Annotated in this window: 28 protein-coding genes and 1 pseudogene; 15 read left to right on the forward strand and 14 right to left on the reverse strand. The window is 69.7% G+C overall.

What is annotated here, in order from left to right:
• Positions 1-35: 35 nt before the first annotated feature.
• A complete protein-coding gene (locus FS825_RS00190; protein ID WP_144709741.1) occupies positions 36-956 on the reverse strand; it encodes a hypothetical protein in 921 nt (306 codons plus the stop codon).
• Positions 957-1,701: 745 nt separating this feature from the next.
• Positions 1,702-2,607, reverse strand: coding sequence for a DUF2690 domain-containing protein (locus tag FS825_RS00195; protein ID WP_144709743.1), 906 nt, complete (start codon positions 2,605-2,607; stop codon positions 1,702-1,704).
• A gap of 298 nt (positions 2,608-2,905) precedes the next feature.
• Here FS825_RS00195 and FS825_RS18485 point away from each other — a divergent pair, with 298 nt between their 5' ends.
• The 3 genes from FS825_RS18485 to FS825_RS00205 all read left to right on the forward strand — a co-directional run bounded on the left by FS825_RS18485 (position 2,906) and on the right by FS825_RS00205 (position 4,930).
• Complete coding sequence (locus FS825_RS18485; protein ID WP_186376985.1) at positions 2,906-3,076, forward strand: hypothetical protein; 171 nt, start codon at positions 2,906-2,908, stop codon at positions 3,074-3,076.
• Positions 3,076-3,534, forward strand: coding sequence for a hypothetical protein (locus FS825_RS00200; protein ID WP_144709745.1), 459 nt, complete (start codon positions 3,076-3,078; stop codon positions 3,532-3,534). Before FS825_RS18485 ends, FS825_RS00200 begins: the two co-directional genes overlap by 1 nt.
• Before the next feature lie 199 nt (positions 3,535-3,733).
• On the forward strand, positions 3,734-4,930 hold the full coding sequence (locus FS825_RS00205; protein ID WP_144709747.1) for a hypothetical protein: 1,197 nt from the start codon (positions 3,734-3,736) through the stop codon (positions 4,928-4,930).
• 84 nt (positions 4,931-5,014) lie between these two features.
• On the opposite strand, the gene FS825_RS00210 is transcribed toward FS825_RS00205, so the two are convergent.
• Genes FS825_RS00210 through FS825_RS00235 form a run of 6 tightly spaced genes read right to left on the reverse strand, consistent with a single transcriptional unit; the run spans position 5,015 to position 9,007 of the window.
• Positions 5,015-6,100, reverse strand: coding sequence for a hypothetical protein (locus FS825_RS00210; protein ID WP_144709749.1), 1,086 nt, complete (start codon positions 6,098-6,100; stop codon positions 5,015-5,017).
• Complete coding sequence (locus FS825_RS00215) at positions 6,100-6,351, reverse strand: hypothetical protein (RefSeq protein WP_144709751.1); 252 nt, start codon at positions 6,349-6,351, stop codon at positions 6,100-6,102. Before FS825_RS00215 ends, FS825_RS00210 begins: the two co-directional genes overlap by 1 nt.
• Positions 6,351-7,211, reverse strand: coding sequence for an antitoxin VbhA family protein (locus FS825_RS00220; RefSeq protein ID WP_144709753.1), 861 nt, complete (start codon positions 7,209-7,211; stop codon positions 6,351-6,353). Before FS825_RS00220 ends, FS825_RS00215 begins: the two co-directional genes overlap by 1 nt.
• A 38-nt stretch (positions 7,212-7,249) precedes the next feature.
• Complete coding sequence (locus FS825_RS00225; RefSeq protein ID WP_144709755.1) at positions 7,250-7,528, reverse strand: hypothetical protein; 279 nt, start codon at positions 7,526-7,528, stop codon at positions 7,250-7,252.
• Positions 7,525-8,595 carry a hypothetical protein gene (locus FS825_RS00230; RefSeq protein ID WP_186376986.1) on the reverse strand — a complete coding sequence of 357 codons (1,071 nt, stop codon included), beginning with the start codon at positions 8,593-8,595 and terminating at the stop codon, positions 7,525-7,527. Before FS825_RS00230 ends, FS825_RS00225 begins: the two co-directional genes overlap by 4 nt.
• Positions 8,546-9,007: a hypothetical protein gene (locus FS825_RS00235; RefSeq protein ID WP_144709759.1), complete on the reverse strand. Its 462-nt coding sequence runs from the start codon at positions 9,005-9,007 to the stop codon at positions 8,546-8,548. Before FS825_RS00235 ends, FS825_RS00230 begins: the two co-directional genes overlap by 50 nt.
• A gap of 691 nt (positions 9,008-9,698) precedes the next feature.
• Here FS825_RS00235 and FS825_RS00240 point away from each other — a divergent pair.
• The 3 genes and pseudogenes from FS825_RS00240 to FS825_RS00250 all read left to right on the forward strand — a co-directional run bounded on the left by FS825_RS00240 (position 9,699) and on the right by FS825_RS00250 (position 11,676).
• The gene (locus FS825_RS00240) at positions 9,699-9,971 is read left to right on the forward strand and encodes a helix-turn-helix domain-containing protein (RefSeq protein ID WP_144709761.1); all 273 of its coding nucleotides are present in this window, start codon (positions 9,699-9,701) and stop codon (positions 9,969-9,971) included.
• Positions 9,972-10,014: 43 nt separating this feature from the next.
• Positions 10,015-10,731, forward strand: a pseudogene (locus tag FS825_RS00245) (RtcB family protein); the annotation flags it as partial.
• Positions 10,732-10,842: 111 nt separating this feature from the next.
• On the forward strand, positions 10,843-11,676 hold the full coding sequence (locus FS825_RS00250; protein WP_186376987.1) for a DUF1206 domain-containing protein: 834 nt from the start codon (positions 10,843-10,845) through the stop codon (positions 11,674-11,676).
• A 96-nt stretch (positions 11,677-11,772) separates the two neighbouring features.
• On the opposite strand, the gene FS825_RS00255 is transcribed toward FS825_RS00250, so the two are convergent.
• Positions 11,773-12,345 carry a DUF3800 domain-containing protein gene (locus FS825_RS00255; protein ID WP_144709765.1) on the reverse strand — a complete coding sequence of 191 codons (573 nt, stop codon included), beginning with the start codon at positions 12,343-12,345 and terminating at the stop codon, positions 11,773-11,775.
• 80 nt (positions 12,346-12,425) lie between these two features.
• Here FS825_RS00255 and FS825_RS00260 point away from each other — a divergent pair, with 80 nt between their 5' ends.
• Together FS825_RS00260 and FS825_RS00265 are read left to right on the forward strand one after the other, a co-directional pair.
• Positions 12,426-13,301, forward strand: coding sequence for an SMP-30/gluconolactonase/LRE family protein (locus tag FS825_RS00260; RefSeq protein ID WP_144709767.1), 876 nt, complete (start codon positions 12,426-12,428; stop codon positions 13,299-13,301).
• A gap of 70 nt (positions 13,302-13,371) precedes the next feature.
• Positions 13,372-14,439 carry an alpha/beta fold hydrolase gene (locus FS825_RS00265; RefSeq protein WP_186376988.1) on the forward strand — a complete coding sequence of 356 codons (1,068 nt, stop codon included), beginning with the start codon at positions 13,372-13,374 and terminating at the stop codon, positions 14,437-14,439.
• A 97-nt stretch (positions 14,440-14,536) separates the two neighbouring features.
• Here the strand turns inward: FS825_RS00265 and FS825_RS00270 are convergent, their stop codons facing one another.
• From FS825_RS00270 to FS825_RS00290, 5 genes are all read right to left on the reverse strand, one after another.
• Positions 14,537-15,730 (reverse strand): NAD(P)/FAD-dependent oxidoreductase, encoded by a 1,194-nt coding sequence (locus tag FS825_RS00270; RefSeq protein WP_144709771.1) that lies wholly within the window; start codon positions 15,728-15,730, stop codon positions 14,537-14,539.
• Between the two features lie 8 nt (positions 15,731-15,738).
• A complete protein-coding gene (locus tag FS825_RS00275; protein ID WP_144709773.1) occupies positions 15,739-16,539 on the reverse strand; it encodes an SDR family NAD(P)-dependent oxidoreductase in 801 nt (266 codons plus the stop codon).
• 8 nt (positions 16,540-16,547) lie between these two features.
• A complete protein-coding gene (locus FS825_RS00280) occupies positions 16,548-17,054 on the reverse strand; it encodes a Dps family protein (protein WP_260980940.1) in 507 nt (168 codons plus the stop codon).
• Between the two features lie 91 nt (positions 17,055-17,145).
• Positions 17,146-17,658 carry a MarR family winged helix-turn-helix transcriptional regulator gene (locus FS825_RS00285; protein WP_144709776.1) on the reverse strand — a complete coding sequence of 171 codons (513 nt, stop codon included), beginning with the start codon at positions 17,656-17,658 and terminating at the stop codon, positions 17,146-17,148.
• 132 nt (positions 17,659-17,790) lie between these two features.
• Positions 17,791-18,348 carry an NAD(P)H-dependent oxidoreductase gene (locus FS825_RS00290; protein WP_144709778.1) on the reverse strand — a complete coding sequence of 186 codons (558 nt, stop codon included), beginning with the start codon at positions 18,346-18,348 and terminating at the stop codon, positions 17,791-17,793.
• A gap of 103 nt (positions 18,349-18,451) precedes the next feature.
• Here FS825_RS00290 and FS825_RS00295 point away from each other — a divergent pair, with 103 nt between their 5' ends.
• The 7 genes from FS825_RS00295 (at position 18,452) to FS825_RS00325 (ending at position 26,261) form a co-directional block, all read left to right on the forward strand.
• A complete protein-coding gene (locus FS825_RS00295) occupies positions 18,452-20,089 on the forward strand; it encodes a glycoside hydrolase family 13 protein (protein ID WP_144709780.1) in 1,638 nt (545 codons plus the stop codon).
• A 102-nt stretch (positions 20,090-20,191) separates the two neighbouring features.
• Positions 20,192-22,258 carry a DUF11 domain-containing protein gene (locus FS825_RS00300; RefSeq protein ID WP_144709782.1) on the forward strand — a complete coding sequence of 689 codons (2,067 nt, stop codon included), beginning with the start codon at positions 20,192-20,194 and terminating at the stop codon, positions 22,256-22,258.
• 197 nt (positions 22,259-22,455) lie between these two features.
• Positions 22,456-23,115 (forward strand): DUF308 domain-containing protein, encoded by a 660-nt coding sequence (locus FS825_RS00305; RefSeq protein ID WP_144709784.1) that lies wholly within the window; start codon positions 22,456-22,458, stop codon positions 23,113-23,115.
• Positions 23,112-23,375 carry a hypothetical protein gene (locus FS825_RS00310; protein WP_144709786.1) on the forward strand — a complete coding sequence of 88 codons (264 nt, stop codon included), beginning with the start codon at positions 23,112-23,114 and terminating at the stop codon, positions 23,373-23,375. The genes FS825_RS00305 and FS825_RS00310 overlap by 4 nt, the downstream gene beginning before the upstream one ends.
• 55 nt (positions 23,376-23,430) lie before the next feature.
• Complete coding sequence (locus FS825_RS00315) at positions 23,431-24,840, forward strand: DHA2 family efflux MFS transporter permease subunit (protein ID WP_260981005.1); 1,410 nt, start codon at positions 23,431-23,433, stop codon at positions 24,838-24,840.
• 121 nt (positions 24,841-24,961) lie between these two features.
• Complete coding sequence (locus tag FS825_RS00320; protein WP_144709789.1) at positions 24,962-25,501, forward strand: RNA polymerase sigma factor; 540 nt, start codon at positions 24,962-24,964, stop codon at positions 25,499-25,501.
• Positions 25,491-26,261: a superantigen-like protein SSL4 gene (locus FS825_RS00325; protein WP_144709791.1), complete on the forward strand. Its 771-nt coding sequence runs from the start codon at positions 25,491-25,493 to the stop codon at positions 26,259-26,261. The genes FS825_RS00320 and FS825_RS00325 overlap by 11 nt, the downstream gene beginning before the upstream one ends.
• The last annotated feature ends 46 nt before the right edge of the window (positions 26,262-26,307 follow it).

A 26,307-nucleotide genomic window follows, 5' to 3' on the forward strand; every position in this document is an offset into this window, starting at 1 on the left:
GCGTCTCAGCAACGTGCTGTCGGCGGAGCGACCGGTCAAGGCTCAGTAGCTGACTCCGCATCGAACTGCGAACGCATCGCGCTCACCAGAGCACCACCGTCTGTGCTCGGGGTGCGCTCTGCCGCGGCCAAGATGCCTCCTCGAAGTTCCCGTGCGACATCTGCCCCCATACGCATGAGATAGCGGATGACCGCGAGGTTGAGGAAATCCGTCGTCTCGTCGAGCATGCGTGTCAGCTTCACCGGGTCTGGGTACCCGGTACTGTGAAACTGGCCAGGACGCCACTCACGTTCGTCGGTGAAAACTTGAAGCTCGCGCACGGCCCACGCCTTTCCGTGTGCCGCGGCGCTGCAGGTGCGCCACATCGCTTCAATGCCGTTCGGGTCCACTTTCTCGTAGGATGCGCCGCTGCGAAGCAGAGAGACCATGTCCGGGAGCGTGGCTGCAGGCTTACCCCACTGCGCCCACTTCTCAGCCTCGACGGCGTGCCGCTCCGCCCGTGCTTGTAAATCGGAGACGTCACGCCCGAATGCCGTCCAAGCCTTGATCTCCTGATGGACGTCATCTCGCACCGCACGAATCAGTCTTGCTACACACTCATGCGTGCTCTTCGCTTGCGTCAGCTGCATCGATTGCGCCGCTCCCTCCAAAGCGGCGCGGATGAGCGTGAAGGTCCAGCGGAAGCCATAGTGCACAACGACCTGCCCGTCGTGCTGTTCAAGCGGAACGGCATGATTAGCCCACGTGGACAGGTGATCGACCGCTGACCGGAGGGGCTCGCGAGCCCACTGACTCGAGGACTCTGTCGGGTAGAGATCGTCGGTTGCCGCGAAAGCCGATCCGCTCTTCGGGATGGACACCGTGTGAACGATGTGGCTGGCAGCGCGGATCTTCAAGGCAATCTCAGCCCAGGTCCGCATTGTTGCTTCGTCAACCCGAACTCGCTGATCGTCCATAGTCGGAGAGTAGCTGTTGCCCCCGACTTGCTGTCCCGATAGTCGGTGGTCCACCGGGCGCTCGGCCCTCCCGACCGCTAGGACCTTCCGAGTTTCGACGGTCTGCGGAGCCCTGTCTCACATAGGTGGTCCGAGACCAGTCTCACTGCGGGTGCCTCATCCGGCCGCGCCGCAAGCGTCGGTGCTCCTTCCTACGATCCAACCCATGGGTCGTCGTCGTTCGGGTCGTTGGGTGCCGCCGCAGCCGTTTTCGTTAGAGGAAGCAGCACGCGGCACCGATGTGCGCGAGCTGGAAGAGCCACTGCCCGTTTATGTCTGGTTCCAGCTTCCGGATCGGTTGATTCGCCGGGACGACGCGGTTGCTCGGAGCATGACCCGTGACGCGGTCTGGGTGGAAGCGGGTCGTGGCGAGGCGAAGCTTGCGGCGTGGGTGTGGAGGAGTTAGGTCCGCCACAGAGCGACACCGTGACTTCCGGCTTCAGTTCGGCAGGTTCCATCGGAGGTCGTATCCGGTGTCGGCGAGGAACTGCAGCCGGTTTCGGACTTCTTCGAGTGCTGCGGTGTCGTCGTCGTTGCGGAGGTCGGCGCGGAGGAGCGTGTTCGCGGTGATGATGTCGTCGGTGCGGTCGGTGTACTCAGCGGCGCAGTTGCGTCACCCTGATCGCATGAGCCGGCGCGGGCTCTTTTGGTCCGATGTCAGGGGTCGGGGTGCCGGGTGCGCGATCGACTGCCGCCGCAGCAGCATTTAGAGGCAGAGGGGAGTGCCGAGGTCGAGTCGCTCGCCGTCGCGGGTGATGCTGCCCACCGCGCAGAGCCGTGTCGCCGGGGTGGGCCGGACGAGAAGCGTGGTGTAGGCGCTCTCCGCGTCGGGTTCAGTTGTGCTCTGCTTGTCCGCTGCATCGGGTGCGATCTGGCGGTAGATGCTCGTTGAGACAGCGTTGCCGGCACTGTGGTTGTCGTAGCGGGTGATTCGGGCCCAGGCCGCGTGGCAGCTGGCGGAGTAGATGATCTGCAGTTGCGTGTCGTGTGATCGCATTTCGCTCGCGACGACTGCCGCGTCGTCGACACACGGGGTTTCTGCGGGGTCCGTACCGTTCTCCACGACTATCGCTGGGGCGGTTGCTGCGTCGGCGGCGGGCTCTGCGCTGCGGGCGGAGGTGCTTGGGAGAGGGGCTGCTGCGTCGTCTGACTGGCCAAGGACCGCGCCGGTCACCGCGCCGGACAGGACAACGCCGATCAGGAAGGCGGCTGCGACGAGTCCGATGGCGGTCCGTCGCCGTACGACCGGGTGCGGGGGGAGCGCAGGGACATCCTCCTCGGGGGCCGGGGCCGCCATGTCGGTATCGAGTGCAGCGGATGTAGTCGTATCGAGTGCGTCCCGTCGACGGACCCACGTCCTCACGTCGCCGTCGAAGGCCGTGACCACCGCGGCAACCGTTCGTGCGCTCGGGAGCCGTCGCCCGGAGAATGCTTCTGAAAGCACGGTCTTTGAGACGCCGGTCGTGTGTCCGAGTGCGGCGAGCGTCGGGCTTCCGGCGCTTATCCGCAGCTCGCGGAGGTCTTGGGCGAAGCGACCTCGACCGTCCTCTTCCACGTCTACGACGTCATATGTGCGGATATCGGGCTCGGCGTTCGGGTCGCCTGTCGTCACGGTCGTTCCTCGGGTTCGGGGGCGCCGCGATCGCACGGTGGCCCGGGGTGTCGGTCACAACAAATCTCGCATGCGAGGCGTGTTCGAGGCGCGCACACACCGCGCGTGCCGTCCGGAAACGACCGGTTCTTCCGGATCGGACCGTCCGGACCCCGGCGAATCGGGTTTGGTGTTTCACTGCGACCAGTCTGAACAAAACACGAGTCATGAACGGCACCGAAGCGAACGGTTCCGCCGCACTCGTGACCGCCGCTGACGCAACCACGCCCACCAGTAACCCGACCGGGAGGAACGCCCCATGAGTAGCGACGTCCCCAGCGACTACCAGAAGGACTTCGACTATCTGCGGGACCTCGGCCGCCGCGGCACCCTGCGCGCGGACAATCCGGTGTACCGGAAGCTCGATGACAAAGCGCGCAACCTGCCCGGCCTCAAGCGCGCGCTGAATACCCTGTCGGTGCGCTACTGATGCCCGGATACGGCCTCCGCGACCGAGGCGACCAGTTCGTCGACTTCGTCAGCTCGGCGTTCGGCCCGGACCACGGCGACGCAGTCCGACGCAGCATCGCACCCACGCGCCTCCCGAACGGCGTCATTGATGCCCGACTGCTCGACACCGGCAAGCGCGACGGCCCTGCGCGACTACTCGGATCATGGCTAGGAACGGCCCGTATCGGCTTCGAGGTATGGGCCGAACCCGCCTTCGGTCGATTCGAACGCCGACGGCTGATCGGGCAGGCGACCGCGGTACTCGACAACGAAGGCCCAGACGCTGCAGTGGACTGGGTGCTCGGCAACGCCACGAAACGAGCTCCGAGCGTGTCCGTCTTGCAGGCGGACTGGGACGACATGGTCTTCACCGGCCCGCTCGACGCTGAGTACTACCGAGGTCAGGTGTACGACGCCCTCCGCGCATGGCGGCGCTAACCGAACCTCGCCGGACCATCCTGTCCATGCCGAACGTCATAGCGCAGCACGACGCCATCCGCGCCCTCGACGTCGATCCCGAAACGCGCACGTTCATCCTTCGCGAAGCTGCGACCTCGGGCGCCGCTGCTCGCCACCCGCAACAATTCCGCAACTGCTCCCAGGCGACCAGTGCGGGCAGACATGGAAGAGCCGAACCGTGACCGAATCCGCCCCGCGCCTCGTTGCAATGTCCGCACTTGGCCTTGTCGCCCTGACCGCACTTGTCGGGTGCTCTGCCACAGACTCTCCTCGCACACCCGTCGCGACCACCAGCTCGACAGCCCCCGCGAAGGACGCCCCGACCGAGAACGGCAAAACGGCAGCCGTTGAGGCGGACAAGGCCCTCATAGGCAACGTCGACGTCTGTGGCTGGGCCGATCAAGGCCTGATAGCTGTCCCCGGCAGTGGGGCGACCCTCACGATCAACGACAATCGTCCGAATGCGACAGTTCGATACGCCGTCGAGCCTTCGTACAAGCACAACGTCACGACCGAAGCCGATGGAGTCACCGCCATCGAATGCGACCTCCACTACGCCAACAGCGGATCGATCTCCCTCCAAGCGACGTTGACGCACAAGCCGGGCTGGACGATGGCAGAGACGCAGAAGGTACGGGAGTCAGATCCCGGCTACATAGAGTCGAAGCTGTCGGGCATGCGGTCCTTCTACACAGACGGCCAACCGCTCACGGTGGAACTGGACCACGAGACATATCTCACCGTCGAGGTCTACGGAGCAGTCCCGGACGACCTGCTCGAACGAGAGAACAACGTTAGCGCTGTCCTGCCACTCGGAACAGCGATGGCGAACATGTGGGCATCGGGAGTCGTACCGACCGTCGGTGGCGAAGCTGGCGCAACGCCTGCACCGAACTGGTCTGATCCGAGCAGCGTGTGCAACGCCGTCGACAGAAGCGCCGCCGCCGAAGCACTCGGCGTGACCGAGTCCGCGCTCGTGGTCACCTCCAACTCGGGAACCGACTCAGGCTCGAGCGGACTCGTCTCCGACTCGGTCTACTGCACGTACAGCGACGGCACCTCGACCGCGACCCGTATCGAAATGACCCTGCTGCACTACGCAACCACCGACGAGGCAGCGAAGGCGTTCTCGGCTTGGTCGAGTACCGGCGACACTTGCCCGGGCGACGCTGCAGTCGTCATGTACAAGTGCGAACCGACCTATCTGGAACTCGCGACCCACTCCGGTCAACTCGTTCCCACACTCGAGATCTGGAACGCCTCGGGAGCGGCAATGCCGGAAGCAGCGCTCACATTCGCGCGGACGGTGCTCACTGACCTAGAGATGTTCACCGCTCAGATGACACCAAACGAGCAGGCGACGGGCGGCGAGTAGGCGTCGGGCCGCTGCGCACGGCTGCCGAGGCCGCAGCGTTGAGTGCTGCAAACGGCCCGGGCCCACACGACGTTTCGAGGTGTTTCAACTCGGTAGATTCCATCGGAGGTCGTATCCGGTGTCGGCGAGGAACTGCAGCTGGTTTCGGACTTCTTCGAGTGCGGCGGTGTCGTCGTCGTTGCGGGTGTCGGCGCGGAGGAGCGTGTTCGCGGTGATGATGTCGTCGGTGCGGTCGATGTAGCCGGTGGCGGTTGCGGTGGTGAAGATGGTGGGGTCGGCCGGGATGATGAGCTCGGTGCTCGCCCATTGCTCGTCCTCGTCGTCGAGGCTGCTGGCGTCCGCCGGGACGACGAACATGGTGACGGTGGGGACCTCCGGCTCAAATCCGAGGCTGGCCATATCGACTTCAACCGGACTGAACGCGACGAGTCGGTACGGCGTCGGACGTTTGGTGATGGATGGGTAGCCGGGTCGGTCGGAGATGCCGCGGCCGGATATGAGACACCCCGCACTGATGAGTCGTTCCGCCTGTTCCGGTAACGACAGGTCGGATCGCCATCGGGTGCGGATGCCGCCGGGTCCCGGGTAGCAGGCGATCGCGAAGTCGACGAGCCCGCCGATCTTCCGTGATTCCCATCCGATGTCGGTGCGGTGGACGCGTTTGCCGAGCCGGGCGAGGGCGTCGTCGACTTGCCCTGGCGTGAGTCCTGCGCGGACGAGGCCGTCGAAGGGAGACCCGTTGACGGCGAGCATCCGCGCGACGGCGAACGTGATGTAGATCGGTGCGGCATCCTTCCACCGGTCCTGACTGCCGAGGACCTGCTTCCCGTCGACCCAGACGCGTCGTCGGTCGACGTCGACGAGGAGGACCGTCGTGGTCTGTTCCGCGAGTGCGATCTGCGTCGTCGTCACCGTCCGCGGCGCCAGCAACAGCAACTCCGCGGGCACAGCCAGCTCGTCGCGTGGCTTCTGCGTCGACGTCGGGAAGCGTGCGCGGCGGCCGTCGGGGAGGCGGATCGTGTCGTACGACTCCACGACCGCGGTATGTCCGGCGAGTTTGAGGACGGCGAGAGCGTCGGTGAGGTCGGTGGTGTCGCCGAGCCCGTACGGCATCGTGATCTGCGGCTTGTCGCCGTACGCAGCGGTAACCCACTCGAGTGCCGGCCTCATCAGCTGCGTTCCTCCGGGGTGTCCGGTCGGATGAGCGCCATCAGCCAGCTCGCCTCGGTGAAGAACGGCTCCCACCCGTCACGGGTATCGCCTGGCGCGGGTTCGAGCCGGTAGGTGGCGGCGTCGCCAGCGCCGTGGACGATGACCTGTCGGAGTTCAGCGTCGGGTGGGTCGCGGAAGAACATGTGCCCGTGAACGCCATGCACGTCGAAGGCGACGTTGATGAGGAACAGGTCCGGCCGGTTCGTCATCACCGCCACCGCCGTCCGCGGAACAGGGCGATGATCGTCGCGAGCGGCCGCCCCTGCTGCATCCATGTCAACGGCGTCAGGGGTTCGTCGTCGACGGTGAGGAACGCGCGGGGTGTGGTCATGAACTCGGTCATCGCTGCCGCGTCGAGCAGCGGCTGCGGTGCTGCCGCGAGAAGGACGTCAAGGCCGGGCAGCAGACTGGACGAGTCGCCGAACTCGGGGAGAGCCGGGTTCACGAGCTGCCAGTCGGGAATGCGTTCTTCGCCGGCGAGGTCGAAGCTGAGGAGCCGGTTCGACCCAAACAGTTCCCCGATGTCGTCAATGGTGACCTGTAGTGCTGCGGCAGCTTCCGCTTCGGTGAGGGTCGTGTTGAGGAGGTGCCGGCGGATGCGGGCCTGCGTGGTCCGCCACCAGTCCTCCGGGACATCCGCCGGGCGAACTGAAGCGTCTTCGGGGCCGCGGGTGAGTTGCCGGCCGTCGTCGGCGTAGGCGCTGAGCTGCTCTGGGGCGACTTCACCGCGCGCGTACCTCCACAGCTGTGACTGCCACGGCATGTCGTCGGGGAATCCTTCGAGGTAGCCGGAGTGGATCGCCGCCCGCACCGCCTTCTCCCGTCTCGCGATCTCCGAGGCTGGGATGAGGAGGGTCTGCACGATGCGGTTCGCTTCCCGCACCGGCGGCACGGTCAGGTCCGACAGGACCGTGTTGGTCTTGTCGTAGAGCTCGTAGCCGGGCTCGACGTCGATGGGTCGGACGAGGATCTGCGCCAGATGCGCGTCCGGGTTGTCGGTGTCCTCGAGGAGGACGTGGCCCCAGAGGATCCGGTCGTTCGAGAGGTGCAGGGATACCAGGCGCATCATCAGCAACTACCTCCAAAGGTCGGGCGTGAGCGCGCGGGTCAGGACTGCGGGAAGTCAGCCGGCCTGCGGCCGATGCGGTCGGGTGTGTAGCGGAGGATGAACCGCATGATCCGGTCCGCTTCGGCCATCGCCGGCGCCGTCGGATCCTGACCGTCCGGGTCGATATTGGTGAGGCGGAACCAGGGCGGTTCGTCGGTGTGGTCGATGAGGACGGTTGGCGGTGCTTCATCGGGGTGGTCGGTGTCGGTGAACATGACGGAGCCGAAGAACCGGGTGTCGTCGTACGCCAACGTCAGCGACAGCAGCTGCAACATCACCCGACCCCGTCCTGGGCATCGCTGTCGGGGTGCCAGCGGAGGTCGTGGGCGAGGTCGGATCGGAAGCGCAGCAGCTGCCGCAGCCCGTTCACCGCGTCCGTGTTCGCGTCGTCGTAGCTGTCGGCATAGATCACGTGCGCGGTAATGAAGTCATCCGTGCAGCACCCCTCGGCGGTGAGGATGGTGGTGTCTTGCGGGATGACGACCGTTACCGTGGCGTCGTTCGCGGTGGCGGGCTCGTAGCCGAGCGAGACCATGTCGGGGTGTTGGGCGAAGAACGCGGTCAGCCGGTTCGGTGGGACGAAGACGCCGGCCTGCTGCGCCGCCCACCGGTCCGACATCAACCCACCGAGACCGATGAGCTGGTCTGCTTGGGCGTCGATGGTGTCGTCGCGTTTCCAGGAGGTTCGGACTCCGCCCGGCCCCGGGTACGCGGCGAGCGTCCAATCGACGAGGTTGCCGAGGTCGGCGGCCTCCCACCCGCGCTCGGTCGACACGACGTGCTCGCCAAGCGTCCGAAGCGCCTCATCGATTTCATCCGCAGGCAGTCCGGACCTGGCCGCGATGCAGGCGGTGCTGCCGCCGTGCATCGTGACGGTGCGGGCGACAGCGAACACGTTCCGCCACCCCGGGGTCGCATCGCGCTCCATCGACGACCCATACACCTGCTTGCCGTCCGCCCAGACGCGCCCTCGTTTCCCGTTCACGACCACCAGGTCCGGGTACCGGCGCGCCAACGACAGGACACCGCCTTCCGACCCACCGGGCAGGACGATGAGGTCCTCGTCACGTTCGGCCGGTGTGCCGTCGTCGTTGATCGTGGCGGTCGGGTTCGGGGTGGACAGGAACCCGGACCGGCCGTCGTCGAACCGGAGCCGGTCGAACGCCTCCACACGAGCGGGCATCCCCGCCGCCGCCAGCGCCACCAGCGTCTGGGTGATGTCGATCGTCCACCCGAGGCCGAACGGCAACGACAGGATCCGCTGGTGGTGGCGGATGTCCTGTACCCATTGCCGGTCACCCATCAGCGCCGCCACCGTCCGGCTCCGACGGCCGGTGCGAACCACGTCCGGCCAACCTCGGGTCGTCCTCGGAGAGCCGCTCGAGCCCCAGCCCGGACGCGTCGAGGATCGCGTTCTCCGATTCCTCGGTGGCGACGAACGACCCGATCTGCGCGTTCACCGCGACGAGCGTCCCGATCCGGCTGCGTGCATCCAACACGACCGCGGCGACCTCTTCTTCGGTGCAATCGGAGGTCAGCTCCGGCTTCGACGGATGCAGGGCGGGGAACTCCAGCTGCTGCACCGGCGGATGCCACTTCACCCCGATGCGCAGCACCCGGTCGTCAGTGTCGTTGCGGTAGAACATCGAACCGAACGGATGACCCTGATCGAGCGCCAAGTCCGCGCCGTAGAGAGTCCAGCCAGCCGCGGCGTAGGCGGGGTCCCACCGCTGGACGGTGAGGGCGCCGAAACCCATCTTCAGCCCCGGGATGAGGGCCTGGTCATCTCGGATGCCTACGTAGAGTCCCCGGAGGTTGGCTGGCGTCTCAGGGCGGAGTGCAGCAAACGGGATGCGAGCGAGCCCGCCTGACACCGTACTTCTCGCCTTTCTCACATCGTCTCCGCCTATTGCGCGCGAGTGTCGATTCTCATTAGCCAAGCCGGTTTCCTCCCGTCTGAATCGATGTCCTGGTCAGCCCTGCCGCACCACCGGTCCTCTCAGAGCAGGCGGTCAGCTGCCCGGCCGCGGCGCTTCGTCGCAGCGCCTTGCTGCCGTATTGACTTGACCCGGGGAATGCGGCGTCGGCTCTTCGTCGAATCGCTTTGCCACGACTTCATCAAGCACACCCATAGGCTCAACTCGGGCGTAAGGGATTCCCTCAACTGTGAGGACAATCTGCCCACCGCCGTTCATTACGACCACCCAGGCGACAGGGTGAGCGCCGAAGTCGGCTGCGTCGACGTATCGAATGGCGGGCGCGTCCCCGCGGGAGGGAAGACCGTTGGAGACGTGCACGAGTATCCCTTCTAAGTCAGCGGGGCCTGACCTGCCACCGGGTCTCGGCAGCAGGTCGGCGTACTGGTGCTCGCGTTCGAGCAGGTTGCATCATCACGATAGTGGCATATTTGCCACTGCGTCGAGGTGTGGATTGCACCAACGTCGAGCGGTGGACATCCGCGAGCAGCCAAACCTTGACGCACTGCGTCGAGGCGTCGAGGCGCAGCGCGTGCGGCTGGGGATGACCTTTGACACGCTTGCAGTCCGAACTGGTCTCGACCGCCGCACGGTGATCCGCCTGTTGCGGGACGACCAGGCCCGCGGCGGCACGGTGGAATCATGGTGGCGGGTCTGCAGGGCTCTCGAAGTAGAGCTCGCAGACCTGATCAGCTTGCTCGACGAACCTCTTGCGGACTCGACAGAAGGCGCGGACGAGACCTAAGGTTGACACTCGTACGCTGGTTGACACCACTCACCCGCTAGAAAACCACTTCATCGAGGTCTCCCTCGACGAGGAGGACCGGGTCTGGCTGTTCCTGCACTCCGGGTCCCGGGGTGTCGGGAACAAGATCGCGCAGCGGCACATCAAGGTCGCCAAGCGGATGATGCAGCGCTGGTGGATCGAGCTGCCCGACCCCGACCTGGCGTACCTGGTCGAGGGCACCCCGGAGTTCGACCGGTACATCGCCGAGCTGCGGTGGGCCCAGCACTTCGCGCTCCTCAACCGCGAGGAGATGATGGACCGGGTCGTGCGGCAGCTGTCCGAGGTCCTCGGGCAGCCCGTCGACGAGCAGGAGCGGATCAACTGCCACCACAACTTCACCCAACGGGAGACGCACTGGGGGAAGAGCGTGTGGGTGTCCCGGAAGGGTGCGATCCAGGCGAAGGCCGGTCAGCTCGGGCTCATCCCCGGATCGATGGGGACCGCGTCCTACGTCGTCGAGGGCCTCGGCAACAAGCCGTCGCTCGAGTCGTCGCCGCACGGTGCCGGCCGGCTGTACTCGCGGTCGGCGGCGCGGCGGACCTTCACGCACGACGAGCTCCGCGCGGCGATGGTCGGCATCGAGTACCGGGACACCGATGCGTTCCTCGACGAGATCCCCGCGGCCTACAAGCCCATCGACCAGGTGATGGCCGACGCGGCGGAGCTGGTGTCGATCCGGCACACGCTGCGGCAGGTCGTCAACGTCAAGGGCGACTGACGAGCGGACTGGAGGCACGGGGCGGGCCAGACCCGCGCCTCCAGTCCGGTGGGTGGCCGGATCCACTGCCCCTGCCGGACAGGAGGTCCGCGCTCGGGCACGCTCGGAGGGGTGAGTGAGCAGGCAGGACAGGCGGCCCGGAAGACGGGCCGCGAAGCGGAGCGCGTGGCGGACAGCCGCTGGTTCGAGACGACCGCGCGTGCGGGCTTCGTCGGCAGCGGCATCGTCCACCTGCTCATCGGCTACCTCGCGATCCTGCTCGGCATCGGGAACGGGTCGTCCGGCAGCGAGACCGACCAGTCCGGCGCGCTGCAGCAGATCGCGGCGGTCCCCGGCGGCGTCGTGCTGCTCTGGCTCGTCGCCGTCGCCACCGCGGCGCTGACCGTCCGGCTCGTCGTCGAGGCCGTGGTCGGCGGACGCACCGACAGTGCCCGCGCCTGGGGCAACCGGCTCAAGAACGTCGGTAAGGCGATCGTCTACGGGATCATCGCGTACTCGGCCGCGTCGTACGCGGTGGGTGCGGGGAAGAGCTCGAGCGGCTCGAGCCGGAGTGCGGCGGCGAAGGCGCTCGCGACACCGGGCGGGGTGTTCCTCCTGCTCCTCGTCGCGGCGGTAGCTATCGCGATCGGGATCGGGCTGATCGTGATCGGCTGCCGACGGTCGTTCTGGAAGCAGCTCGTCCGTCCGCCCCAGCCCGTCGAGCGGGTCGTCACGGTGCTCGGTGTCATCGGCTACGTGCTCAAGGGACTGGCCGTCGTGATCGTGGGCGTCCTCATCGCGGTCGCCGGGTTCCGGAGCGACCCGGACCAGGCGACGGGCCTCGACGGGGCGTTCGACGCGCTGCGGAGCATGCCCGGCGGGGTGTTCGTGCTCGTGGCGATCGGCATCGGGTTCCTGGCCTTCGGCGTCTACAGCTTCTTCCGCGCTCGCTACGCCCGCCTCTGATATACTGGTCGCGCTCGCCTCCTGCTGGGGGATGAGAAGTAGGAGCCGGTGCACCTGGGGTATACCAGGTCCCGGCTCCAGCGCTGTCCGGGGTCATCACGGCTCGACACGCATCGTGTCGACCGCGTTGCCGAGCTCCTGCGCGTACCGACCGTCGCCGGTCAGCGACGCCCCTGCAGCGCCGAGGACCTGACCGGGAAGCCACAACATCGTGTCTTTGCCGGGTTCTCCGTGCTTGACCCGCCGCGTCGGCGGGATCACGAACCGGCCGCGCAAGGCCCGGACCGTTCGGATGTCGCGGGTCATCAGGGCACGCGGCCGCGCCTCCAGCGTCAACTGCGTGACGTCGTGCTGCGCGAGCTCCCACGCGAGCCGTTCGAGGCACACCGCCCGTGCACGCTCCTCGCGTTTGAGGTCCATCGGCGACCCGACGACCACGAGGTGGAGCGCGTCCAGCTCGCCGATGGCCGCCGCGACCCGGCGACGCTCGCGGTGGTTGAGGTCGTGCCAGTGGAGCTTGCCCCGGGTCGGCCGCAGCCGCTCGAGCACGTCACGCGTTGCCGGGACGTCATCCGTGTCGACGATCGAGGCGCCGAGCAGGTAGGCGGGAGCGTCGAGGCCACGCGAGCGGATGCTCTCGTCGCCCCACGCGTGCAGCGGACAGATCATCGGCCAACGCTGCCACCCCGGCGCCGCGCTCGGGAAACATGTTGGACGCACGCGGAGGGGGTCGCCGGTAGACCGGGCCCATGAGCTCCACAGCGACGACCGGACCCGCCACCGTGTTCTCCGACGCCGGAGCGGTGCTCGTCGAGAGCATCGTCTGGGACCCCGCGGAACGACGGCTGCGGTGGACCGACATCACCCTCGGCACCCTGAACACCTCGGACGAGCACGGCACCGTCCTCTCGAGCGTCCCGCTCCCACCCCCGCTCGCCTCGTTCCAACCGCGGGCCGGCGGCGGGTTCGTCGCCGCGCTCGGCGACTCCGTCGTCGTGACGGACCCGGACGGCGTGGTCGAGCGCGAGATCGCCCGCGTCGAGCACGCTTCCGACGGCATGCGGTTCAACGAGGGCAAGTGCGACCCGTTCGGCCGCTTCCTCGTCGGCAGCATGGACCTCAGCGGCGACGAACCGGCCGCCGCCCTCTACTCGATCGAGCCCGACGACTCGGTCCGGGTCCTCCGCGGGGGCTTCGGTGTGACGAACGGCTTCGAGTGGTCGGACGACGGCGACGTCATGTACGTCACGGACACGAGCACCTCGACGATCTACCGCGCCCCGTACGGCGCGGACGGCGTCCTCGGCGAGCTCGAGCCGTTCATCGTCGGGGCGGCCCACGACGGCCTGGTCCGCGACGACGAGGGCTGCTCCTGGAGCGCGGTCTACGGCGCCGGCCGGGTCGAACGGTACGGCCCGGACGGGTCGCACCTGGAGACCGTGGAGCTCCCGGCACCGAACATCACCTCGGTCGCGTTCGGTGGCCCCGACTTCTCGACGCTCTTCGTCGGGTCCGCGCGGGAGAACGCCACCGAGGAGCAGCTCGCCGAGCACCCGCACTCGGGCGCGGTCTTCGCCGTTCCGACCCGCGTGCACGGGTTCCCCGCGAACACGTTCAGCGGCTGACGGCCGGGCCGCACGGCTCCGCGCGGGTGTCGCGGGTATCCTGGGCGACCGCCCGACCCGAGGAGACCACGTGGACCAGGACAAGCCGGACCCCGCCGGCCGTCTCGCCCAGGCCGAGGACGCCGACGTCACGGTGGAGGTCGACCGGGTCGCCGTCGACGGCACCTACGTCCGGGTGAGCTCGATCGGCGCGCCGGGCGACCGGGCCTTCGTGCTCGTCGCCGGGCTCGGCATCGCGGCGACGTACTACGAGCGGCTCGCCCCGCACCTCAACGAGAACGGCCCCGTGCACGCGCTGGACCTGCCGGGCTTCGCGGGTGTGCCGCGGTTCCGCGGGAAGGTCTCGATCGAGCGCTACGCCGACGCGGTGGAGCACGTCATCGACGAACTCGGGCTCGTCGACCCGGTCCTCGTCGGCCACTCGATGGGGACGCAGGTCGTGACCGAGGTCGCCGCCCGCCGTCCGGACGTCTCGGACCTGGTGCTCATCAGCCCGGTGGTGGACTCCCGGGCCCGGACGATCCGGCAGTCGGCGTTCCGGTTCCTCCGCTCGACCCTGCACGAACCGGCTGCGGTCCGGTGGCACGGCATCACGGCGTACGTCCTGTGCGGATGGCACTGGTTCTCGAAGGTGCTGCCTCGGATGATCGCGTTCCCGATCGAGGAGCGGGCAGCACACGTGCAGGCCCGGACGCTCATCGTCCGTGGCGAGCACGACGCGATGGTGCCACGTGACTGGATCCGTCGGCTCGCGCGGGTGTTCCCCTACGCGGTCCTCCGCGAGGTGGTGGGCGGCGCGCACTCGGTGATGCACGCGCAGGCCGATGCGGTCGCGCAGCTCGCGGTGGCGCACGTCGCGCACCGGCTCCCGGACCGCGGGGTGTCCTCGCTGCAGCGCGTCGAGGACCACTCGACGTCGTCGGACCTCGCACGGCTCGGCCCGCGGGACGCGTTGCTCCTCGTGAAGTCTCGGTTCATCGAGCTGCTCGGGATGGCCCGGAACGACGACGAGACGCTCGAGGCAGCGAAGTCCGCCCACGCGGTCGCGATGGCGGACGGCGACGGGCTCCCGGTCGACCCGGCCGACCGCCGGGCGGTCGTCGACGAGGTGGCACCGGAGACGCGCCGGGCGGGCTGAACCACGGCCCTGGTCGTGACGCACTGGAGGCGCGGCGCCGGTCTCGGGGACCGGCACCGCGCCTCCAGGCGGTCACCTGCAGGGCGACCGGGGCCGGTCAGGGCGTGATGCGACCAGGCAGCATGTCGGGCGTGAGGGCGTGCGCCTCGGCGAGGACCTTGCGGGCATCGTCGGTCTTGTCCCACACGTTCCAGAGCAGGACGCCCCGGACGAGGTCGTCCTCGTCGAGGTAGTAGACGACGCCGGTGACGGTCGGCTCCTGCCAGTCCTCGACGGTCCGGAGCGACGTGCTGACCCGCCCGACCGCCTCGTACCCCATGTCGAAGACGTCGGAGTAGAACATCGGCGTGTGGTCGTAGGTCTCGTCGGCGTCGGCGAGGTTCCGGCCGGCCTGCCGCCCCTGTTGCTGGGCGTTGTCGACGTGCTCGACCCGACGTGTGCCGAGGATCCGGTCGGGGTACTCGGCGACGTCCCCGGCGGCGAAGATCGAGTCGTCGTCGGTGAGGAGCGTCGAGGTGACGACGATGCCGTCACGCACCGTGAGTCCGGCGTCCGCGGCGAGCTGCGTGGCCGGTTCGATGCCGAGTCCGGCGACGACCGCGTCCGCCTCGACCACGGAGCCGTCGTCGAGCGTGAGCACGACGCCGCCCTCGTGTTCGGAGCCGGACGTGACGCGACGCCCGAGCCGCAGCTCCACGCCGTGGTCGACGAACCGCTGCTGGAACGCCCGCGCCAGGTCGTCCGGGAACATCCGGCCGCCGACCACCTCGTCCGGGTCGACGAGCGTGACCCGGGCGCCGTTCTGCACCACCCCGGCGGTGATCTCCTGACCGATGTACCCGCCGCCGACGACGGCGACGTGGGCGCCGGCGTCGGCGAGCTGTCGGAGCCGGCGGTAGTCGGTCGCGCTCCGGTAGTCGAGGACGCGGTCCGACGGCTCGAGCCCGGGGAGACCGCGCGGCTTCCCGCCCGTGGCGATGAGCAGACGCTCGTAGCCGTGGGTCTGCCCGTCCGTCGTCGTCACCGTCTTCGCTGCCCGGTCGATCGACGCCACCGTGGTCCCGAGGACGAACGTCGCCCCGGTCTCCTCGGTGTGCAGGTCGACCTTCTCGTCCCAGCTGAAGTCCGGGTCGGTCCACAGCTTCTTCGAGAGCGCCGGCCGGGCGTAGGGCCGGTCGACGTCCTCGCTGACGATGCCGATCGAGCCGTCGGCATCGAGCTCGCGGACACCCCGTGCTGCGGCGTCCGCGACCATCCCGCCGCCGACGATGAGGTAGCGGAAGTCGGTCATGGCGTCTCCTAGATCGTTGCGACCGAGCCGGAGTCGACCCGGTAGTTCGAGCCGTTGACGAAGCTGGCGAGGTCGGAGCAGAGGAACGCCACCACGTTCGCGACCTCTTCCGGCTCGCCCCGGCGCTGCAGCTCCATGTACGGACGCTCTTCGTCGAGGAAGCTCCGGATCGCGTCGTCGAAGCTCTGCCCGGTCTCCTTGGCGCGCTTGTCCATCATCGCGTCGGTCATCGGGGTGTGGATGAACGCCGGCGACACCGTGTTCACCAGCAGACCCTCGGTCGCGTAGCTCCGCGACAGTCCCTTGGCGAACGAGAGCACCCCGGCCTTGGCGGCGCAGTAGGGGAGCTCGTCGTCGTAGGGCTGCGAGGCGTCCTCGGAGACGAGGTACACGATGCGACCCCACCCGCCCTGCCGCAGGTCGCCGATGAACTCGCGCGTGATGCGGACCGGGCCCATCAGGTCGATGTCGATCGTCTCCGCCCAGCCGGCTTCGTCGATCTGGTGGAACATGCCCTGCGCGCCCGTGACACCGGACGACTGCACGAGGATGTCGATCTCCCCGACGGCGTCGCGCACCTTCGTGTGCAGGTCGGCGAGGCTCGCGGCGCTCCGGACGTCGGCCGCGAAGGCGTGGAGCTTGCCCTGCGGCGCCTCGAGCTGGTCGGCGCTGTTGTCGAGCTGCGCCTGGTCGAGGTCGCTGACCACGACCGTCGCACCCTCCGCGAGGAGGATGCGGGCCGTGTTCCAACCGATGCCGGAGTCACCGCCGAAGACGAGCGCGGTCTTCCCCTGGATCCCGAGGTCCACGCGGGTCCCTACGCGTGTGCCGAGGCGTCGGCCACGGCCGGCGTGGTCGCCGATGCGAGCGGGGTGCTCGGTGCGCGGTTCTCGGCGGAGACCATCCACGCGAGCTGCTCGAGGCGCTCGATGAAGCCGTGCAGGAGGTCCGCGGTCGTCGGGTCTTCCTCGTCGACCTCGTCGTGGACGTCGCGCATGGTGCCGGTCGCCTGGTAGAGGCGGAGCGTCACCTGGTCGATGGCGTCGTGCGTGGTGATCTCGCCCTCGGGGAAGGCGTCGAGGTGGCTCGACGCGGCGACCGTGGCCGAGCGGCCGTCCGGCACGGCGTAGAGGGCACGCATGCGCTCCGCGGTGTCGTCGGCGAACTCACGCGCTGCGTCGACGATCTCGTCGAGCTGGAGGTGGAGGTCCCGGAAGTTCGTCCCGAGGATGTTCCAGTGCGCCTGCTTGCCCTGGAGGTGCAGGTCGATGAGGTCCACGAGGACCGCCTGGAGGTTCTTGGCGAGCTTGTCCGATGCGTGCACGATCGGCTCCTTCCGCATTGGTGAGCAGTACCAGTCCGGTCTACGCGGTGCGGCAGGGTGTGTGCTCAGAGGAGGCGTCCCCCGTGCTCGGTCAGTGCGCGGCGGCGGGGTCGATGTCGTCGACCGCCGAGCGCATCTGCTCGAGGAACGACGCCACCACACGGGCGTCCTCCGGGGAGAGTCCCTCGGCGATCGCCATCATCTTGCGGTGCATGACGCCGAGCGTGGCCCGGACTTCGTCGTCGGTCTCGGTCGTCGGCGTGATGACGAGGGCGCGCCGGTCGGTCGGGTGCGGGTCGCGTCGCACGTGGTTCGACTTCACGAGCCGGTCGATGAGGATCGTCGTCGAGGCCGAGGAGATCTTGAGGTGGGCGGCGAGGTCCTTCGGGCTGACCGAGCGTCCGGACCGTTGCGCCTGGAGCAGGAACCGCACGGCGAGCAGATCGGTCTCGCCCATGCCCATCGAGTCGCGCGTCCGCCGACGCATCGCGGTCTCCGCCGAGCGGTACCGGCGCAACGCGTTGAGCACGGCGACGCCGCGCTGGGTCGCGTCGTCGTCGGGGAACCAGTACCCGGACGCTTCCGTGATCTCCTGCGTTGCCATGGGTCGAGGTTAGTCTTCCTGGTTGTCAGGATGTCTAGGGACGTCCGGACGGGCGATCGTGTCGCCCCGCGACGTGACGGGAGGCGCGTGGCGGGCCCGCCACGCGCCTCCCGTCGGCTGGTCCGAACGGTCCTACGCGGCGACCTGCTCGTCGGCGGCCTCGGCGAGCGCGTTCAGCGCGCCCTGGACGAGCTGCGTGACCTCGGCGTCCTCGCGCGGGTGCGTCTCGGCGAAGCGGACGATCGACTGCGGGATGGCGACCTTGACGTCCTCGAGGACCTTGGCCCCGGCGATGCCGGCTGCCTTGCGGGCGTCGTCGTGCGCCCACACCCCGCCGTACTGACCGAAGGCCGAGCCGATGACGGCGAGGGGCTTGCCGACGATCGGCGAGGCACCGAACGGACGTGAGGCCCAGTCGAGCGCGTTCTTCAGCACGGCCGGGATCGTGCCGTTGTACTCGGGGGTGACGAGGAGGACGGCGTCCGCTGCCTCGATCGCGGCACGGAAGGCGACGGCCGCAGCGGGCGGGGTCTCGCCGTCGATGTCCTCGTTGTAGAACGGCAGGTCGACGATGCCGTCGAACGTCGTGAGCTCGATGCCCTCCGGGGCGTGGTGCGCGGCGGCTTCGGCGAGCTTGCGGTTGATGGACTCGGCGCGGAGGCTGCCGACGAGGGCGAGGACGTTCGTCATGGGGGATCCCTAACTGGTTCTTCGACGGAAAGGTGTCAGCGACAACCAATGCGTCGGGCGGCACCGCTATTCCCGATCACCTGCGCGTGGGTACCGTGGCGGCGTGAGCACCCTCCGGACCCCCGCCAGCACGCCTCGGACCACCGACCCCGACTGGTGGCGGAACGCCGTCGTCTACCAGGTCTACCCGCGCAGCTTCGCCGACACCGACGGCGACGGCCTGGGGGACCTCGCGGGGGTCACGAGCCGGATGCCCTACCTGTCGACGCTCGGGGTCGACGCGATCTGGTTGTCGCCGTTCTTCCCGTCCCCGCTGGCCGACGGCGGGTACGACGTCGCCGACTACCGTGCGGTCGACCCCCGGCTCGGGACGCTCGACGACATCGACGCCATGATCCGGTCCGCGCACGAGCACGACATCCGCGTGATCGTCGACGTCGTGCCGAACCACACCTCCGACGAGCACGCCTGGTTCCGCGAGGCCCTCGCAGCCGCACCGGGATCCCCGGCCCGCGCGCGGTACGTGTTCCGCGACGGGTCGGGTCCGTCCGGCGAGCAGCCGCCGAGCGACTGGGTGTCGAACTTCGGCGGCAGCGCCTGGACCCGTGTGCCGGACGGCCAGTGGTACCTGCACCTGTTCGCCCCGGAGCAGCCCGACCTGGACTGGTCGAACCCCGAGGTGCGGGCGGACTTCGAGGAGACGCTCCGCTTCTGGTCCGACCGCGGCGTCGACGGGTTCCGGGTGGACGTGGCGCACGGCCTCGCGAAGGACCTGTCCACGCCGTACCGCCCGTCGAACGAGCACGACCTGCCGCTCGACGGCTCCGACCCGCTCTACGACCGTGACGAGGTGCACGCGATCTTCGAGTCGTGGCGGACCGTGCTGGACGAGTACGACCCGCCCCGCGCCGCGGTCGCGGAGGCCTGGGCGCCCGCTCCGCGCCGGGTGCTCTACGCCCGTCCCACCGAGCTCGGCCAGGCGTTCAACTTCGACCTGCTCGAGGCGCCGTTCGACGCTTCGGCGTTCCGGACGATCATCACGCGGAACACGGCGATGGCCGAGCAGTCCGGGGCGTCGAGCACGTGGGTGCTGTCCAACCACGACGTCGTCCGGCACGCCACGCGGTACGGTCTGCCGGAGGGGACCGACACCGACGCCTGGCTCATGACCGACGGAACGTCCCCGGTGCTCGACCGTGCGCGTGGGCTGCGGCGCGCTCGTGCCGCGACCCTGCTGGTGCTCGCGCTGCCCGGCTCGTCCTACGTGTACCAGGGCGAGGAACTCGGGCTGCAGGAGGCCGCGGCGATCCCGCACGACGCGCTGCAGGACCCGAAGTGGATCCGCACCGGGCACACCGTGAAGGGTCGGGACGGTTGTCGCGTGCCGATCCCGTGGACGACGTCGGGCCCCTCGTTCGGGTTCGGGTCGGTCCCGCCGCATCTGCCGCAACCGGCGGACTTCGGCGCCTGGTCGGTCGAGGCGGAGGACGGCGACCCGTCGTCCACGCTCTCGTTCTACCGGGAGGCCATCGCGGCTCGGCGCCGGCTGCAGCAGGGCGAGGACCTCACCTGGATCGAGGGCGGTGCGGACGTCGTCGCCTTCGCCCGGCACGACGGGTGGCGGTCGGTGACCAACCTCGGCACCGAGGCGGTCCCGATGCCGCCCGGCGAGGTGGTCGTCGCGTCCGGACCGGTCACGGCCGGGGAACTGCCCGGCGAGACGACAGTCTGGTTGGTCTGACCGGGCCGGTTCCCTCCTCCACAGACTGGAGGCGCGGCTCGGCCGTCCACAGATCGGCCGGAGCCCGCCCGGTGGTCGCCTCCCGATCGCGACCATCGGGGCATGAGAGAACCCACCACCCCGACGGGCGGCCGTGGCGCCGCCCGGACCCGTCCTGAACACGGCGCACGCGGCGCACGCGGCCCACGCCCCGCGCGCGGCGCACGCGCCGCACGCCCCGCGCGCCGCGTGGTCGCGCTCGCCAGCGTGCTCACCGCGCTCGGCGTGCTCGCCGCGCCGGCGCTCACCCCGTCGCCCTCGTCCGCCGGCGAACTCACCTTCCCGTACGAGAACCGCTTCGACACCGCCGACGGCGGCACGCTCAGCGGGGACGCCGTCGTCACCCGGGGACGCCTCCGCCTCACCGACGACGTCCGCAAGCAGGCCGGAGCCTGGTCCACCGACGACACGTTCCCGTCGGACCTCGGGCTCGAGATCGAGTTCGAGTACGCGATGCACAACGACGTCGGCGACCCTGGCGCCGACGGCCTCCTGCTCTTCCTCGCCGACGGTGCCGCGCCGCAGGGCGTCGGCGCGTTCGGCGCAGCGCTCGGCTACGCCTGCCGGCACGAGGCGAGCCAGGGCGCGGAGTTCCCCTGCGACCTGCCGGGGGTCCCCGGCGGCTTCGCGGGCATCGCGCTCGACCGGTACGGCAACTTCTCCCTGCCGTTGAACGGCTCCGGGCCGGGTGCCACGCCGGAGTCGGTCGTCGTCCGCGGCTCGGGCGAGGGGCTGACGGGCTACCGGTACGTGGACGGAGCGGTCGCACCGGGCGGCGTCGAGACCGACGGCGGGACGCCCCGGAAGGTCCGGATGACGCTCCAGCCCGAGGGCGCCGGCGAACTCTCCGTGACCCTCCGCCTCGAAGCCGGCGGGGCGCTGCGGACCGTGCTCGACCGGGTCCCCCTGCACGGCAACGGTCAGGCGCCGCTACCGAGCACCTTGCGCCTCGGGTTCGCCGGCGCCACCGGCGTCCACGTGAACACGCACGAGATCGACGCGCTGCGGGTCTGGCAGCCCGCCGACCTCGCGGTGGCGCACGACCTGCCGGCCACCGTGACCGCCGGAGACACCATCGAGTACTCGGTGACCGCGTCGAACGTCGGTCAGAACGCGTCCGACCCGAGCGCCCTCGACGTCGACGTGCCCGATGCGCTCGAGGACGTCACGTGGACCTGCGCCGCGGCGGACGGATCCGGCTGCGACGTCCAGGACGGCACCGGTGACGTGGCGGCCGGGGTCGACCTCCGGCGCGGGGGCTCGGCGACCGTGACGATCACGGGGACCGTCCCGCCGGGGACGACCGGCAGCCTCGACAGCGTCGCCACGATCGCCCCGGCGCCTCCGCTCGCCGACACGAACGAGTCGGACAACGTCTCCACCGCCAGCACCGAGGTCCAGCCCGGGGCAGCGGCCGAGGCCCACGTCGAGACCGACAAGTCCGTCACGCCGTCGACCGGCGTCGCACCCGGGGACGAGGTCGAGTACACGGTCACGGCACGGAACGTCGGCCCGGACGTGGCGCAGGACGTCGGGGCGGCGGACGAACTGCCCGCCGCGATGCGGTTCGTCGGCTCCGACGACGGCTGCACCGCCGCCGGTCAGGTCGTGACATGCTCGTCCGGCCGGGCGCTCGCGGTCGGGGAGACCACGGCGTTCCGGATCCGGGCGGTGCTCGACCCGGCGTACGAGGGGGACGGCTCGGACGTGGTGAACGTCGCGACGGCCACTTCACCGACCGATCCGGACGGTGGTCGTCCCTCGCCCGAGGTCGGCATCGGTGTCGTCCAGCCCGGGGACGACGGGGGCCCGGGCGACGACGGTCCGGGCGACGACGGTGGCCCCGGCGACGACGGTCCGGGTGACGGTGGGCCCGGCGGCGGCGGTGGGCCGGGCGGCGGCGACGGTGGCGGTTCCGGGGGCGACGCCGGCGCGGGCTCCGGAGGCGACGCCCAGGTCCCCGGCAAGGGCTCCCCACGCACCGGGACGCTCGCGTACACCGGAGCCGGCGATCTCGGACTCCTGGCCGCGATCGGGGCGGTGGCCGTCACCGCCGGTGGGACCTGTTGGTGGCTGGCGCGACGGCGTCGCCGGGCGCGGGCAGCTGCCGACGTCGATCCGCGCGCGTGAAGCCGGTCCGGCGGCGGGGCGGTGCGGTCGCCGCCCTGCCGCCGGCCACCCGCCGCGGCGTTCGCCGTGGCGCTCGCCGTGGCGCTGGCCCGGGCGCGGGCCGTGGCGCTCGCCGTGGTTCGAGCATCCTCAGCGGCCGGAGTGCCTCCCCGGTCGGCCGTGCACCGGTCCGGCGGTAGGATCGATCCACGATCCGCATGCCCGAAAGAGGTCTCGTGTCCGACTCCGTGGACGACTCCGGCCAGCGCTCGCGGTACTGGCCGATCCCCGTCCTCCGGGCCGTCCCAGCCGCGATCGTGGCCCTCGTCATCACCTTCTCGTCCAACCACGCGGCGGGCTACGGCCTGCTGCTGTTCGGCGGGTTCGCCGTGGTCGACGGGCTGGTGCTCTTCCTGGCCGGGCTCACACGACTCCCCGCCGACGGCCGCTCGCGTCGGACCACCCTCGTCCAGGCCGTCGTCACCCTGCTGGCCGCGGTCGCCGCCTTCGCGTGCAACGGGCTCGGCCTGCCAGCGTTCATCGCCGTGGTCGTCGCCTTCGCCGTCATCACCGGAGCGCTCGAGCTCGCACAGGGGCTCCGGGCCCGCGGGCGGTCACCGTTCTCGCGGGACTGGGTCACCGTCGGCGGCCTCACGCTGCTCCTGGCGATCGGCTTCCTCGTGACGCCCCCGGACTACTCGCAGCAACTCGGTGGCGTCGAGCAGGTCACCGGCACCCTGGACGCGTCGATCGTCCTCGTCGGCCTGCTCGGCGCGTACCTCGCCATCACGGCGGTCTTCCACGTGATCGCCGGCCTCTCGCACAAGTGGGGGACGGCCGCTCCGGCCGCCACCCCGGACGGAGCACCACACGCATGACCACCCCCAGCCGCCGCGACCGCCTGCGCCCGGTCGAGCTCCTCGGGATCTCCGCGATCGTCGCGGTCTTCACCGGGCTCGTCGTGCTCTTCTCGACCCGGGAACTCCAGCTCGCGGTGATCTTCCTCGGCGTCGCGTTCATCGTCGTCGTGGTCGTCCTCGCGATGCTGCAGCTCGCATCCTCGAGCGACCAGGACGACAACGACATGCTCGGCGGTCACAAGACCCCGGCTGAAGGAGACGGCAACGACTTCCACTGAGTCGCGCAGCGCTCGATCGCTGCCCTCGCGCCGCCCCTACCAGGGTGATCCGGACCTGCCCGGACGGTACCGACACCGGTACCTGATCCTCGCGGTGTGCTGCATGAGCCTGTTCATCGTGTCGCTCGACGCCACCGTGGTGAACGTCGCACTGCCCTCGATCGGACGCGAGCTCCACAGCACCATCTCCGGACTGCAGTGGACGATCGACGCCTACACGCTCGTGCTCGCCAGTCTGCTGCTGCTCTCGGGGTCCACCGCGGACCGGATCGGTCGTCGGACCACGTTCCAGATCGGTCTCGCCCTGTTCACCGTCGGGTCCCTGCTCTGCTCCGTGGCACCCGGCGTCGGCTGGCTCGTGGTCTTCCGGATGGTGCAGGCCGTCGGCGGCTCGATGATGAACCCGGTGGCGATGTCGATCATCACCGCCACGTTCGACGACGCGAAGGAACGTGCACGCGCGGTCGGTGTGTGGGGCGCGGTGGTCGGGGTCTCGATGGGCCTCGGTCCTCTTGTCGGCGGCGCACTCACCGACACGGTCGGCTGGCGCGCGATCTTCTGGATCAACGTGCCGATCGGCATCGCGGCGATCGTGCTCACGTTCCTGTTCGTCCCCGAGTCGAAGTCCCCGAAGCCCCGGCGGCTCGACCCCGTCGGGCAGGTGCTCGTCATCGTCCTCCTCGCGACCCTGGTCGGCGGCCTGATCGAAGGGCCGCGCCTCGGTTGGGCATCGCCGGCCGCCCTCGGGCTGTTCGTGGTCGCCGCCGCGAGCCTCGTGCTGCTCGTCGCCGTGGAACGCCGCCGTCGGGAACCCCTGATCGACGTCCGCTTCTTCACGAGCATCCCGTTCTCGTCGGCCGTCGTCACGGCCATCGCGGCGTTCGGCGCGAACGGGGCGTTCCTGTTCCTCAACGCGCTGTACCTCCAAGAGGTGCGAGGCATGTCGCCGTTCGAGGCCGGCCTCTGGACCCTCCCCGCGGCCGTGGCGACCATGCTCGTGTCACCGCTGTCCGGCCGGCTCGTCGGCTCGATCGGGACACGGGTGCCGCTGGTCCTGGCCGGCATCGGTGTCGGCGGCGCCGGGGCGATCCTCACCACGATCGATGCGCACACCCCGATGTGGGTGCTGGTCCTCGCCTTCGTGCTGTTCGGCTTGGGGTTCGGCATGGTGAACGCCCCCATCACGAACACCGCGGTGTCGGGCATGCCGCGGGCGCAGTCCGGGTCCGCCGCAGCGGTCGCGTCCACGAGTCGGCAGACCGGGGTCTCGCTCGGCGTCGCGCTCGCCGGCACGGTCACGGGCGCGAGCGCGGTGGCGAGCGTCGGAGCCGGGTTCGCCGTCGCGACGCACGCGATGTGGTGGATCGTGGTCGGCATCGGCGTGGGGATCGTCGTCGTCGGCTTCGTCTCGACCTCCGCAGCGGCGAAGCGCTCGGTCGACGGGATCGCCCACCTGCTCGACTGACCGGCTCGTCCGGCGGCGCGCTCGCGACCGACCGACACGCCCGGGATCACGATTCCGCCACGGTCCTGTCAGGATCGCGGGTCCTGCCGACACCTCTGTTCGAAGGGGGTGGGATGTGGACGTGACGACCGGCACCGACACGGACGAGGCGATCGTCCGGGCGATGGCACGGGGCGAGAAGGCGGCCCTCGCCCGGGCGTTCGACCGGTACGCCGCGACACTGACCCGGTACGCCTGGGCACTCGCCGACGACCGGCAGGACGTCGAGGAGATCGTGCAGGACTCCTTCCTGACGCTCTGGCAACGCGCCGGGACCCTGGAGCTCCCGGCCGACACGATGCTGCCCTGGCTCCTCGTCGTGTGCCGCAACCACGCGTTCAACACCGGACGGAAGCAGGCCAGACGCCGTGCTGACGAGCTCCCCGAGCAGCTCGCGGCACCCGAGGACCACACCGACGCCCGGGAGCGCCTCCGCTGGGTGCGCGACGAGATCGCCGCGCTCCCCGAGACCGACCGACGCATCTGCGAGCTCTGCCTGCTCGACGGGCACTCCTACGCCGAAGCCGCCGAGATGCTGGGCCTCAGCGTCGGGGCGGTCACCCAACGGGTCTCCCGCACCCGACGCCGACTGAAGAAGGTGGTGATGCACGATGAACACTGAGCCCCCCGAGGGAGACGACCTGCAGCGCATGCTCGTCTCGATGAAGCAGCACGTCCTCGAACGCGCCACCCCGCATCGGACGCGCCGTCGGTTCCGTCCGGGGATCGCGCTCGGGGTCGTCGGTCTCCTCGCGATCGGCACCGCGACCGGCGCCGTGGCGTTGTCGCTCTCCCAGCAGGACGAGCAGCCCGTCGCCGCGCCGACGCAGACGCAGCAGCCCGTGCCGGCACCGTCCGCGACGACGCCGACGTCCGCTCCCATCACCGAGAAGCCGACGCCCCGCCCATCGCCGACGCCCGTGCGCAACGTGACCCCCACGATCCCGACCGACTGCCGCGCACTCGTGCCGGCCGCGGACTACGACCGGCTCTTCGGGACCACTCCGCTCGTGCAGATCAAGCCCGAGCTCCCGAACACCCCGCAGGAGTACCGGGAGCTCGGAACGTCCAGCGACGAGGCCGACCTGCGGTGCCTGTGGCGGGATCCGCAGGCGGACATCACGGGGATCGAGATCACCGCGGGTGTCTGGACACCGCAGAAGATCGCGGACAACCTCGCGATCATCAGGGGCGAGGGCGGCACCTGCAGCGAACGCGACGGTGGGACCTTCTGCCAGACCGTGTCCGTCGTCGAGCCCTACGGCGTCGACCGCGCCTACACGTACTACACGCGCGGCGACGGGTGGGTCGTCATCGACCAGACCAACGTCCCGACCGACAACCTCCTCGGAGCGTTGATCGGGACGATCTGGGGGGACTGACGGCCTGGAGGCGCGCGGCGGGGACGACCCGCGCCTTCAGTCCGTC

Origin of the sequence: Curtobacterium pusillum, from assembly GCF_007680845.1 — a bacterium.
Classification (GTDB): Bacteria; Actinomycetota; Actinomycetes; order Actinomycetales; family Microbacteriaceae; genus Curtobacterium; species Curtobacterium pusillum_B.

Bases quoted from the DNA above. Each gene is read 5' to 3' on its own strand.
- FS825_RS00235 (WP_144709759.1), bottom strand. From the start codon at position 9,007: ATGGGTTTCGGCGCCCTCACCGTCCAGCGGTGGGACCCCGCCTACGCC.
- FS825_RS00325 (WP_144709791.1), top strand. From the start codon at position 25,491: ATGAACACTGAGCCCCCCGAGGGAGACGACCTGCAGCGCATGCTCGTC.
- FS825_RS00290 (WP_144709778.1), bottom strand. From the start codon at position 18,348: ATGACGAACGTCCTCGCCCTCGTCGGCAGCCTCCGCGCCGAGTCCATC.
- FS825_RS00215 (WP_144709751.1), bottom strand. From the start codon at position 6,351: ATGACGAACCGGCCGGACCTGTTCCTCATCAACGTCGCCTTCGACGTG.
- FS825_RS00305 (WP_144709784.1), top strand. From the start codon at position 22,456: ATGCCCGAAAGAGGTCTCGTGTCCGACTCCGTGGACGACTCCGGCCAG.
- FS825_RS00255 (WP_144709765.1), bottom strand. From the start codon at position 12,345: ATGATCTGTCCGCTGCACGCGTGGGGCGACGAGAGCATCCGCTCGCGT.
- FS825_RS00300 (WP_144709782.1), top strand. From the start codon at position 20,192: ATGAGAGAACCCACCACCCCGACGGGCGGCCGTGGCGCCGCCCGGACC.
- FS825_RS00285 (WP_144709776.1), bottom strand. From the start codon at position 17,658: ATGGCAACGCAGGAGATCACGGAAGCGTCCGGGTACTGGTTCCCCGAC.
- FS825_RS00220 (WP_144709753.1), bottom strand. From the start codon at position 7,211: ATGATGCGCCTGGTATCCCTGCACCTCTCGAACGACCGGATCCTCTGG.
- FS825_RS00270 (WP_144709771.1), bottom strand. From the start codon at position 15,730: ATGACCGACTTCCGCTACCTCATCGTCGGCGGCGGGATGGTCGCGGAC.
- FS825_RS00200 (WP_144709745.1), top strand. From the start codon at position 3,076: ATGCCCGGATACGGCCTCCGCGACCGAGGCGACCAGTTCGTCGACTTC.
- FS825_RS18485 (WP_186376985.1), top strand. From the start codon at position 2,906: ATGAGTAGCGACGTCCCCAGCGACTACCAGAAGGACTTCGACTATCTG.
- FS825_RS00210 (WP_144709749.1), bottom strand. From the start codon at position 6,100: ATGAGGCCGGCACTCGAGTGGGTTACCGCTGCGTACGGCGACAAGCCG.
- FS825_RS00310 (WP_144709786.1), top strand. From the start codon at position 23,112: ATGACCACCCCCAGCCGCCGCGACCGCCTGCGCCCGGTCGAGCTCCTC.
- FS825_RS00260 (WP_144709767.1), top strand. From the start codon at position 12,426: ATGAGCTCCACAGCGACGACCGGACCCGCCACCGTGTTCTCCGACGCC.
- FS825_RS00190 (WP_144709741.1), bottom strand. From the start codon at position 956: ATGGACGATCAGCGAGTTCGGGTTGACGAAGCAACAATGCGGACCTGG.